This window comes from Exiguobacterium sp. UBA5002 (assembly GCF_002396765.1).
GTDB lineage: Bacteria > Bacillota > Bacilli > Exiguobacteriales > Exiguobacteriaceae > Exiguobacterium_A.
This window is the reverse complement of record NZ_DGYQ01000015.1, coordinates 22,986-34,319: the sequence shown is the minus strand read 5'-3', so window position 1 is coordinate 34,319 and position 11,334 is coordinate 22,986. Positions and strand designations below refer to the sequence as shown.

Below are 11,334 nucleotides of genomic sequence, written 5' to 3'. Positions count from 1 at the left end.
GTTCAGTTTTCAAAGTTCGTCGTGTCGTTTTCAGCGACTTTAATAAGATATCACGGAATAACTTAAGCGTCAATCCCTTTTTGAAATCTTTTTTCTTTCTCGTCACCGTCCAGTGCGTGTTGCCCTGTCGACATGTATTAATATACTATCTCGGTATAATACCGTCAATAGTTTTTCTAAAAAACTTTTGAAATCTTTTTCCTTCTATATATAGCCAAAACAACATATAGAAAAAAATAAAGCCGATCGTCATACGACCGGCTCATACGTTACGAGTTCGACCCCTGCTCCTTTAGTTGTTTGATACGAAATCCTGATCAGACCTTTTCGCATGAAGAAATCAATCAGACTACTTAAATCTACTTTGACTTCTTGCAGTCGCTCTTCTTCCATCAATTCATACATCGTCCAAGGACTTGTCCGCTCACGCATGATTTCAAATAAATAGCGTCCTCCCGATAAGACCTTCGACTGCAGAAGATGCTCAAGTCCAATCAAGGCGAGGTGAATACGTTGATCTAATGTCTCTTCACTCATCAATAATTGTTCATATAGTTTATAGACATCCGGATCATCGAGTCGCGCTTGTTCCCAGACGACTGTCTCGGGATGTTTTCCTTTTTCCAGAACAGATAATCGCGCGAGATGATGTAATGCGTGATGGACGTGTGTATAGGCATCATAATGATGTCCGCGACTGAACAAGTTCCTTCCATCTTGGAAACGACGCAAAAGTTTAGCGAACGAAATCGTCATCTGTAAACATCTTTCCTCCTCAGGAAAGTTTAATAGCTGCCGTTTTAAATCAACTAAGTAATCATTTCGTTCAAACACGATCGTTCCTTCCGCAATCCAGTGAATCGCACGTCGATTGGCATTTAACAAAATCCAGCGTGATAAGACATCTTCATGTACGAGGTGTAATGATACCTTTAGTGTATTCAGTCGATAATGTTTGATCGTCCACTCGACTTCTGGGTCTCTCGTGATGACGACAAGAAGTGTATCAAATTGATCCGTCAGGGAATCCCGTGGTTGCCGTTTCTCAACAGCAATGATCCCTTGTGTTTCACGATAAGCCGCGTACTCCGAATAAATCGTTCGTGTTGCTTGTTCCATGTACTTCTCACCCTTCTATACGAACTCGTCGTTACCATTTTCGACAAAAAAACAAGCTTTCCTTCTTCAGGCAATCCCACTTCTTATGCTAGACTGACAACAGGGGGAATTCACTTGAAAAAACAACGTAAAAATAAAATAAACCGCGCGCGAAACTTAGCTATGTTTCTCGTCTTCGGTGGGATGCTCGTCATGTATGTCGGTCTATTGCTCAAACAATTTGAAATCATCATGGTCTTACTCATGCTTCTCGGTTTCGTCATGGTTCTCGCCAGTACGGCACTCTATTTCTTGATTGGTCTGACATCAACGAAGGCAGCTGTCGTCACTTGTCCGAACTGTGGAAAAGAAACAAAGGTCCTTGGTCGAGTCGACTTATGTATGCATTGCGATGAACCATTGACGATGGATCCATCTCTTGAAGGAAAAGAATTCGATGAAAAATATAATAAACACAATAAACGAGCTCCCCGCTAAGGCAGCTCGTTTTTTTATTGGACATTCGATTGACAGTCCGGGCAAGTTCCGTACACTTCTAATCGGTGACGATCGACTTTAAAGCCTGTTAAATGCGCCGCAACCGTTTCGACATCATCGAGCACAGGATAATTGAAGTCAACGATCTTTCCGCAATTTTCACAGATCATGTGGTAATGGCGTGTCGTAACGAAGTCGAAGCGACTTGAAGCGTCTCCGTAATTCATTTCCTCAACGATTCCTTTTTCTCGAAACACGCGTAAGTTATTATATACAGTCGCCACACTCATGTTTGGAAAACGATGTTCGAGTGCACGATAAATCTCATCCGCTGTCGGATGCGTGTGTCCCGTCGTTAAATATTCCAAAATCGCGTGACGTTGTGGTGTCATTCGAACGCCTGATTCCCGAAGTGACTTCACGGCGTCATCCAGCATTTCGTTAGCCACGTCCATCCCCTCATTTCTATCTTTCATTGATTATCAGATTGTAATCTTTATAATTAGTCTACCTACAAATAGGTATTCCGTCAACGGCTCTGCACCGGATTTGACGTCCATGATACAATCATATCGTGATATTTTTCACGAATCATCGATTGGAGGAATCCTCATGTCTACCCACACTACACGTCCTACTTCAGAGGCGTTATATGAAATCGCACAAGAGTGTATCGTTGGTGGCGTCAACAGCCCATCCCGTTCATTCAAAGCCGTCGGTGGCGGCGCACCTGTCTATATGGAACGCGGAGAAGGTGCTTACTTTTATGATGTCGATGGCAATCGTTATATCGATTACTTAGCAGCCTATGGTCCGATCATCACGGGACACGGTCACCCTCACATTACGGAAGCGATCACCCACGCTGCCCAAAACGGTCTTCTTTACGGCACACCACACCGTCTAGAAATCAACTTTGCACATAAACTACAAAAAGCGATCCCATCGCTTGAAAAAGTACGCTTTACGAACTCGGGAACCGAAGCTGTCATGACGACGATTCGTGTCGCACGTGCGTATACGGGTCGTGAGCTCGTCGTGAAGTTCAGCGGGTGTTACCACGGTCACTCGGATTTGATGCTGATTGCAGCAGGAAGCGGACCAGCGACACTTGGTTCTCCCGATTCAGCTGGTGTCACGAAAGCGACGGCAAAAGAAGTCATCACGACACCGTTCAATGATATCGAATCGTACCGTCAAATCATGGAACAATGGGGCGATCAAGTCGCTTGTGTACTCGTTGAACCGATCGTCGGAAACTTCGGTATCGTCGAACCGCAACCTGGATTCCTTGCTGCGGTCAACGAAATCACGCATGCACACGGCGCACTCGTCATCTATGATGAAGTCATCACAGCCTTCCGATTCACGTACGGCAGTGCACAAGAGTTACTCGATATCCGTCCCGATATGACGGCACTCGGCAAAATCATCGGTGGTGGTTTACCAATCGGCGCTTATGGCGGTCGCAAAGAAATCATGGAACACGTCGCGCCACTCGGTCCGGCTTACCAAGCAGGTACGATGGCAGGTAACCCAGCATCCATGGCTGCGGGTATCGCTTGTCTTGAATTACTTGAGCAGCCTGGTGTCTATGAACAACTCGATCACCTTGGCGCCTTACTCGAACAAGGTGTGCTAGAAGCAGCAAAACGTCATAACGTCACGATTACGATCAACCGTCTAAAAGGTGCCATGACGGTCTACTTCACGGATGAAACAGTTATCGATTATGATGGTGCAGAACGTGCAGATAGCGAGATGTTCGGACGTTTCTTCAAATTGATGCTAGAAGAAGGCGTCAACCTTGCCCCTTCGAAATACGAAGCGTGGTTCTTGACGACGGAACATACGGAAGCCGACATCACAGAGACGATCGCAGCAGTCGATCGTGCCTTTGCTCGACTCTAAGTCTTCCTCCTAAAAAAGCAGCGACCCTCACGAGGATCGCTGCTTTTGTGTTATTCGACGAGTTCCAGATTTTGAATGGCATACAGTTCGAAATACGCACCCCGTTTTTGCATGAGGACTTCGTGTGTTCCGATTTCCGTAATTTGACCATTTTCGATGACGACAATCTTATCGGCATCAGTGATCGTTGATAAACGGTGCGCGACAGTAAATGTCGTCCGCCCTTTCGCGAGACGCGCTAACGAATCTTGAATCATCGCTTCACTCTCCAAATCAAGCGCACTCGTCGCTTCATCCAAGATCAGAATCGGTGGATTTTTCAAGAAGACCCGTGCAATCGCAAGACGTTGTTTTTGACCACCCGATAACTTGACGCCGCGTTCTCCGACCGGCGTATGATAACCGTTTGGTAATCGTTCGATGAATTCATGGGCATTTGCTGCTTTTGCTGCCGCGATGACTTCCTCGTCCGTCGCCTCCGGATTCCCCATCTTGATGTTCATTTGGACCGACTCACTGAAGAGAATCGACTCCTGCATGACCATCCCGATCTGATCGCGAAGACCTCGCAACTTCAAGTCACGAATGTCAACGCCGTCAAGCGTGATCCGACCGGCAGACACATCATAGAAACGCGGAATCAAACTGACGAGCGTTGATTTCCCGCCACCTGACATCCCAACGAACGCAATCCGTTCACCTGCCTGAACGTCAAGCGTCAACCGATCAATCGCTAGCTCGCCGCCTTCTTCATAAGCGAAACTGATGTTTTCGAACTGAACGTTTCCGCGGACATTTTTTGGTTCGCGTGCATTCGGTTTTTCCGTGATGTCATATGGCTCATCTAAAAACTCGAACATCCGGTCCATCGAAGCGATCGACTGCGTCAACGTCGTTGAGGAGTTGACGAGACGACCGAGCGGCGCATACAGGCGATCGATATAACCAATGAACGCAACCATCGTCCCGAGTGTCACTTGTCCGTTCAAGACGAAGAACGCCGCTGTCCCGAAAATGAGGATCGGTGCGAAATCCGTAATCGTCGAGACGACGACGTACGTTCGCGCATTCCAGTTCGTTTGACGCAGCGCCGCTTTTAAGAACCCATCATTTTGATGTTTGAACGCTTTGTTCTCGTGCGGTTCGAGTGCAAAACTACGAATGACTGCCATGCCGTTGACCCGTTCCGTCAAATGACCTTGTAGTTCCGCAAGTGCTGCCGAACGTTCCCGTGTCAATCCACGTAAGCGACCGTAAAAGAACTTAACGGCGAGAGCATAGAATGGTAATGGGATGATCGCGACGAGCGTCAACTGCGGATCAATCGTCCACATGATTGCGATCGCAATGAAAATCGTGATCATATCAAGCCACAGGTTCATTAATCCCGTGACGACGAAGTCTTTCGTCTGCTCGACATCATTGATGATTCGCGAGATGACTTCTCCAGTTTTCGTATTCGAATAAAAACGAAGCGATAATTTCTGAACATGATCAAACAATCGATTCCGTACGTCAAATAAAATCTTCGACGCGGACCATTGCGCGAGGTACTGGCGAACGTATTCGAGCGGCGGTTTGACAATCAAGAAGATGAAGACACCCGCTCCAATCAAATACGCCAATTGTTTACTTTTTTCCGCCATCGGCATCGTGTTTCCAGTTAGGATATTGTCGATGATGTACTTATACAACAACGGAAGTCCGAGTGGGATCGAGAACTTGATGATCCCGACGAAGACCGTCAGGAGGATCTGTTTTTGATACGGCTTGACGAACGCCATATAGCGGCGGATCGAACCTTGTTTCTTACGTTTTGCTTGTGTTGCCACGTGTTTCACTTCCTTCAATTAAAAAAAGACGATGGCGAACCATCATCTCCGATATCTTGTTTCATATTCACGATACCACATATCCACGAAAGCCGGGTTGAATGGACCCTTCCGACTGCGAATCCACTGAATCAGGATTTGGACATTGTCTTTCAAAATACGATCAATCGCCTTCGGATAATTCATCTCGCGGCGATGCTTCTCATACTCGTCCTCATCGAGGATCATGTAGGACATGTCCGGATACACTTTGATATCTAAATCGTAATCAATGTACTTGACTGCTCGATCTTTCTCATCGAACGTAGAAGGTGATCCAAGATTGCAGTAATAGTAAATGCCATCCTCCCGAATCATACAAATGACATTGAACCAGAGTTCTGTTGAAAAGTAACAGATTGCAGGCTCTCGTGTTCGCCACTGACGACCATCCGATTCACTGACCATGATGCGGTCATTGAACCCAATCAATTCTTCTTCCGTCGATTTCAGCACGAGCGTTTCTTCCCAAACTCTGTGTAAGCTCCCGTTATGTTTGAAACTTTGAATCTCAATCTTGCTACTTTCTTTTGGGAATCGACTCATGTGCTACTCCTTTCTAAAGCGTTTTTCTTCCATTCTGTTATACTCTCGTGCTTATTATACCCATTTTCAGAACGCATGAAAAACGAAAGGGTATTTTTTCAGAAAAATGACGGAATTCAGGCTTGAAAGTGATTCAAAATCGCACTTTTTCGTTGTTTGAACATCGGTTTCAAGATGAATGCTTCAATGACGAAGGCGGGCAAGAAGGATGCATACGTCACTTCATCCACGAAAAAGACGCCAGATTCACGTTCTTCGACTCGGTGCACATGGCACCATGCCCGGAATGGATACGGCACTTTTGTACCAACATCGACGAAGACATATTCTTCTACGAAAGGAATCCAAGACGTCCACGAGACAAATAGTGGAGGAACACCAACGCGTAAACGAATCGTATTTCCCGCTCGTGTCCGCGTATCGCCCGACGTCTTCACTTGTGGAAATACCGTCAATCGACTTAAGGCCTTGGCGTCACTTAAAAAATCCCACGCTTGCTCCTTTGATGTATCGACACGTGTCTCAAAACGAAAAGTATGCATTAGATCTCCCCCTTTAATAGTCGATCAATCTTCATTTGCGCGACAGATACCGGATGCGTCGCATATGTTTCCTGATCAACCAGTACCGTCTGGTCCGGCTGTTCCGTCACGCGATAGACAGCAATTTCCCAAATCCGGTGTGAGAAGACATGTCGAACGTGTCCAACAAGCGTTCCATTACGATCTTCTTCTGCTTCTCGAAGTGGGTATTGCCACATACCTGCGAGCAAGCCCGTTTCTGCTCGTTGTTCAATTGCGATTTTTCCGTTCGTTTCATAGACGAGAGCATCATACGGAATAATTTGCGTCTTCCCTTTCTTCGTCTTCACAGGTAGTTCTTCCTGTGCATTTCGATCATATGCAAAACAAACGTCTTGAACAGGACAGAGTCCACACATCGGAGACTTCGGTGTACAGACCATCGCGCCGAGTTCCATCAAGCCTTGATTGAAGCTGGACGGGTCAGCCGGATCAATCAATTGATGTACCGCCGCCTCAAACAATTTCCGTGTCTTCGGTGCAGCAATGTCTTCATAAATCCCAAGTACACGCGAGAGGACGCGCATCACATTTCCGTCTACAGCTGGTTCTGCTTGCCCATAAGCAATCGATAGAACCGCTCCTGTCGTATACGGACCGACACCCTTCAGCTGACTGAACAATTCCTTTTCGTCCGGAACGATTCCATCATATTTTTCAACAACTTCCTGAACCGCGATTTGAAGATTCTTGACACGGGAATAGTACCCTAAGCCCTCCCAGTGCTTCAGGACTTCACTTTGATCCGCTTCTGCTAAGTCATGCGGTGTCGGAAAACGTTTCGTGAAGCGCTCATAATACGGGATGACCGTATCGACGCGTGTTTGTTGAAGCATGATCTCGCTAATCCAGATATGATATGGGTTTTTGGTTCTTCGCCACGGGAGATCCCGCTGTTCACGAAGGAACCAGGCAATCAGTTCTGTGGTAAATTGTGTTTTATTAAAGTTTGTGAAATATTCTTGAACGACAGTCAAAAGGTTACCTCTTTTCTCTTGGATACGATATATTTATTAAAAATTACTCGGCAGAACCTCGATGGATTCACCATCACGATTTTATAGAAGGAGCGAATTCGCATTGGATACTGGTACGCATATCGGCATGGGACTTTGTCTCGCCGCCATCTCGACGCTACACCCTGACGTCGCAGCGAGCACGACGATGTTTGCTGCCGTGACGACGACGGCGCTCGTCGGCTCACACGCACCGGACTTCGATACTGTCTTTAAGTTTAAAGGAAACAGCGCCTACTTGCGTCAACACCGCGGAAAATCGCACGGGTTGATCGCCTTGCTCGCCTGGCCGTTATTACTTTCAATCGTCATCGGCACGTTATTCAGTGTACCTCCGACTTCATTATGGCTGATGGCGCAGATCGCTGTCGCTCTTCATGTCTTCGTCGATCTGTTTAACGCTTACGGAACACAAGCCTTACACCCGTTCAAAAAATCCTGGATTGGTTGGGGTGTCATCAATACATTTGATCCATATCTGTTCACGATGTATTATGCCGCGTTCGGGATTTGGCTACTAACGAGAGCGACGATCGTCATCTTCCCGATTTTAATCGCCATCGTCATCATCTACTACGCTGTTCAATTCAAGTTACGAAACGATGCCCTCGCGACCGCAGCCCGCTATTATCGCGGTGCGCATAAACTGTTCATCTCCCCTGGCATGAAATGGGATGAATGGCATGTCGCGGCACGTTTACGCGATGAGTATTCCGTCGTTAAGATTAACAGTGGAACCGTCGTCGAATGCGGAAACTTCCGGATCAAGGACGAACCACACGGTGACGCCTTGTACGAAATCGTCAAACAAAACGCGGACTTGCAAGCGTTTCTTGAGTTCTCGAAGATTCATACGTATACGGTCTCACGAAAGGATGGCATTGTCGAATACCGCTTCACTAACCTGCGTTACTTCACGAAGGAAGTCTATCCATTCGTTGCCGTCGTCAGAATCGACGCTGCCACACAAGAGATCGTCAGCTCCTATACCGGCTGGGTGTTTAGCGAACGGACCTTGCAGAAAAAACTGTTCATCCCTGCATTATAAAGACAAAGCTCCGCGCAACGGAAATCCCGATGTGCGGAGCTTTTTTCATTCGACGTTTCGACCTGTCATCAAATGCTTGAATTTTTCGTTCGTCGTATTAAACCGGTGTAACATTGCCCCGTGCTGTTTGATCTGTTGCTCGACGAAATGAACCGCGACGGCTTCACCTTGATATTTCTCACCTGCGCGCGCGAGTGTCGCTTCGAAATCTTCCCACAGCACTTCGACCCACGTCAGTGCTTCTTCCGGGGTTAATACTTCATTCACTTGCAATAATTCTTCAGCCAGTTGCTGAAGGGCTTGTTCTCGATTCGTCATGTCTGTTCTCCCTCTCCTGTGAATAACGCGAGCGGAATCGCGACTTCCTGAGCGGTTCCTTCAAAATGTCCCCAACCCATGACGCCATTGACGAAGTGTAACTCAAATCGTGCCTCTTCTCCTTCGATTCGGTAAAAGGCTCCCCGTTCGAATCGTGCCGGATCAATCAAATAACTTTTCGCAATGGCGATTTTTCGCGTCACGACTTCCACTTCACTGACGTTCCCGTGTTGCTCCGCTTTTCGTTTTTGTTCACTTAATTTCGTGATCAACATCTCAAGCTCGTATTTCGATAATTGACTCATCCGTGTCTCCATTACAAAAACTCCCCCTCTTCGTTTTTCAGTATAAACGAAAAGGAGGAGAAACTGGATGGATTAGCTTGATTTCAATTCAAGATTCCGTTTACTTTGTAACGCATACATTTTCGCATAAATCCCGGACGTTGCAAGGAGCACATCATGGGATCCTCGCTCGACGATCCGACCATGATCGAGAACAAGAATCTCATCCGCATCCTTGATCGTCGACAAGCGATGGGCGATGATGAACGTCGTTCGTCCTTTCGTTAACGTTAACAAGGCATCTTGAATGACCGCTTCCGTTTCCGAGTCAACGCTCGCTGTCGCTTCGTCAAGAACTAGGATTGCAGGGTCAAACGCTAACGCACGGGCAAAACTGATCAACTGTCGTTCCCCCGCTGATAACGTGGCACCTTTTTCGATGACTGGTTCATCGAGTCCGTTCGGTAAACGATCAATGAACCGATCCGCGCCGACGGCTTCGATCGCTTGGCGAACACGTGCCTCGGAAATGTCAGGATTGCCAAGTGTGATGTTCGAGCGAATCGTTCCTGCGAAGAGGAACGGATCCTGTAGGACGATCCCCATATGCTCACGGACCGCTTGTTTCGGCAAACGCGTCACGTCCTGTCCGTCAATCAACAACTGTCCTTTTGACGGATCATAGAAACGCATCAGCAGGTTCATGATCGAACTTTTCCCGCTGCCCGTGTGACCGACGAGAGCAATCGTCGCGCCAGGACGAGCATCGATTTGAATCTCACGTAATACGGGATTTCCTGCTTCATAACTGAATTCGACGTCCTTGAAGGACACCGCTCCTTTAAACCGAGCAACGCGACCTTGTCCAACCGGCTCTCCCTTTTCGTCGAGCAACTGGAACATTCGGTCCGCTGACACGAGTGCTTGTTGTAGCGGTGACAGCTGATTCATGATTTGGGTGACCGGTTCGAATAAACGGGATACGTAATCGATATACGCATATAAGATCCCGAGCGATAAAAACGAGCCGTTCGTCAGACTTTTCCCACCGACGACCCAAATCAACAAGGCGAGCGTCAAGTTTTTCAAAAAGTAGGATAAGTTGTGTGACATCAGGGCATCAAGTCGTAACAACTTTGCCCTTGTCTGATAGTTCTCTTCGTTCTTTTGTTCGAATTCAGCAAGAACTTCCTTCTCACGTGCATAAGCCTGAATGATCGGCATCGTCTGGATGTTCTCATTCAGTTGACCATTCATGTCGGCAACGAGGGAGCGGACTTTGAAGTTGTTCTTCGTCGCGAGTTTCTGGAACAGCTGGATCCAGAAATAGACGATCGGAATAATGATTAGTGAGACTAGTCCTAAGCGATAATCGAGGAAGAACATCGCGACGAGAATCCCCGCCATCGTGATGATCCCCGAGAAGACCCGGGCGAGCACACCGAGATATAGATCGCGAATCGTTTCCGTATCATTCGTGACGCGACTGACGATTTTTCCAATCGGTGTCTGGTCGAAATAACGAACCGGTAACCGTTGCAGATGCGTAAAGATATCCAGCCGCATCCGTTTAATGATTTTATGAGCAGATCGCTGGAGCAAGACTTGCTGAATCCAGTTCAAACCAGCTGCTACTAGCAGCAAGAGGACGTAGAGCAAGGACAACCAGCCGATTGCTTTTAAGTCTTTTGAATAAAAATCATAGACCTGTCCTTGTGTCAGTTTTTGAATATTATCATACGTGTAGACGTCGTCTCCACGCGTGATCGTCATCGTACTTCCACTGATTTTCCGCTCTCCCCCACTGACGACTTGTTTCGGTACGAAAAAGTAGCCGTTGGTCGTTTGGACGATTGAAACGGATTGAACGATCTGACTTTTCGAGACGTCTTGTGCTTTGGCGAACTGACGACCATCATACGTGACCGCACCATCCGCTTTAACTTCGACCCAGTCCTTCTCAATTGCCACGATATGTTCATCAATGATGACTTTGGCAATATACGGACCTGTCAATTCCGCTCCGACTGCCAGTACGAGTAGAAACAACCCTAAGAAAATCGCTTGTTTCTCATGCATCGCATAGCGGATCAACGAACGGATCGTCGTCTTCCGACGTGCCGGATCGAGTTGATATAATTCCAATTCATTCATGCAGAGGCA

At 47.1% G+C, this 11,334-nt stretch carries 12 protein-coding genes; 3 read left to right on the top strand and 9 right to left on the bottom strand.

Going from position 1 to position 11,334, the window contains the following annotated elements:
- Window positions 1–249: 249 nt before the first annotated feature.
- A complete protein-coding gene (locus B4C70_RS03095) occupies window positions 250–1,119 on the bottom strand; it encodes a nucleotidyltransferase-like protein (protein ID WP_290776914.1) in 870 nt (289 codons plus the stop codon).
- 114 nt (window positions 1,120–1,233) lie between these two features.
- On the opposite strand from B4C70_RS03095, the gene B4C70_RS03090 reads away from it, so the two are divergent.
- On the top strand, window positions 1,234–1,596 hold the full coding sequence (locus B4C70_RS03090; protein ID WP_290776913.1) for a DUF2614 family zinc ribbon-containing protein: 363 nt from the start codon (window positions 1,234–1,236) through the stop codon (window positions 1,594–1,596).
- Window positions 1,597–1,610: 14 nt separating this feature from the next.
- Here the strand turns inward: B4C70_RS03090 and perR are convergent, their stop codons facing one another.
- The gene (perR, locus tag B4C70_RS03085; RefSeq protein WP_369792039.1) at window positions 1,611–2,033 is read right to left on the bottom strand and encodes a peroxide-responsive transcriptional repressor PerR; all 423 of its coding nucleotides are present in this window, start codon (window positions 2,031–2,033) and stop codon (window positions 1,611–1,613) included.
- Between the two features lie 175 nt (window positions 2,034–2,208).
- On the opposite strand from perR, the gene B4C70_RS03080 reads away from it, so the two are divergent.
- Window positions 2,209–3,507 carry a glutamate-1-semialdehyde 2,1-aminomutase gene (locus tag B4C70_RS03080; RefSeq protein ID WP_290776912.1) on the top strand — a complete coding sequence of 433 codons (1,299 nt, stop codon included), beginning with the start codon at window positions 2,209–2,211 and terminating at the stop codon, window positions 3,505–3,507.
- Window positions 3,508–3,557: 50 nt separating this feature from the next.
- On the opposite strand, the gene B4C70_RS03075 is transcribed toward B4C70_RS03080, so the two are convergent.
- The 4 genes from B4C70_RS03075 to mutY form a co-directional block, all read right to left on the bottom strand.
- Complete coding sequence (locus tag B4C70_RS03075) at window positions 3,558–5,291, bottom strand: ABC transporter ATP-binding protein (RefSeq protein ID WP_290776915.1); 1,734 nt, start codon at window positions 5,289–5,291, stop codon at window positions 3,558–3,560.
- A gap of 90 nt (window positions 5,292–5,381) precedes the next feature.
- Window positions 5,382–5,924, bottom strand: a complete 543-nt coding sequence (ntdP, locus tag B4C70_RS03070) for a nucleoside tri-diphosphate phosphatase (RefSeq protein WP_023467311.1) — start codon at window positions 5,922–5,924, stop codon at window positions 5,382–5,384.
- Between the two features lie 116 nt (window positions 5,925–6,040).
- The gene (locus B4C70_RS03065; protein ID WP_290776911.1) at window positions 6,041–6,466 is read right to left on the bottom strand and encodes an SRPBCC family protein; all 426 of its coding nucleotides are present in this window, start codon (window positions 6,464–6,466) and stop codon (window positions 6,041–6,043) included.
- A complete protein-coding gene (mutY, locus tag B4C70_RS03060; RefSeq protein ID WP_195865949.1) occupies window positions 6,466–7,482 on the bottom strand; it encodes an A/G-specific adenine glycosylase in 1,017 nt (338 codons plus the stop codon). The genes B4C70_RS03065 and mutY overlap by 1 nt, the downstream gene beginning before the upstream one ends.
- Window positions 7,483–7,585: 103 nt before the next feature.
- Between mutY and B4C70_RS03055 the strand changes: the two genes are divergently transcribed.
- Window positions 7,586–8,569, top strand: a complete 984-nt coding sequence (locus B4C70_RS03055) for a metal-dependent hydrolase (RefSeq protein ID WP_214725256.1) — start codon at window positions 7,586–7,588, stop codon at window positions 8,567–8,569.
- A gap of 45 nt (window positions 8,570–8,614) precedes the next feature.
- On the opposite strand, the gene B4C70_RS03050 is transcribed toward B4C70_RS03055, so the two are convergent.
- From B4C70_RS03050 to B4C70_RS03040, 3 genes are read right to left on the bottom strand one after another with little or no spacing between them, the layout of a single operon-like run.
- The gene (locus tag B4C70_RS03050) at window positions 8,615–8,887 is read right to left on the bottom strand and encodes a YfhJ family protein (protein WP_023467307.1); all 273 of its coding nucleotides are present in this window, start codon (window positions 8,885–8,887) and stop codon (window positions 8,615–8,617) included.
- Window positions 8,884–9,204: a DUF1811 family protein gene (locus tag B4C70_RS03045; RefSeq protein WP_023467306.1), complete on the bottom strand. Its 321-nt coding sequence runs from the start codon at window positions 9,202–9,204 to the stop codon at window positions 8,884–8,886. The genes B4C70_RS03050 and B4C70_RS03045 overlap by 4 nt, the downstream gene beginning before the upstream one ends.
- A 60-nt stretch (window positions 9,205–9,264) precedes the next feature.
- The gene (locus tag B4C70_RS03040) at window positions 9,265–11,325 is read right to left on the bottom strand and encodes an ABC transporter ATP-binding protein (protein WP_290776910.1); all 2,061 of its coding nucleotides are present in this window, start codon (window positions 11,323–11,325) and stop codon (window positions 9,265–9,267) included.
- Window positions 11,326–11,334: the final 9 nt, after the last annotated feature.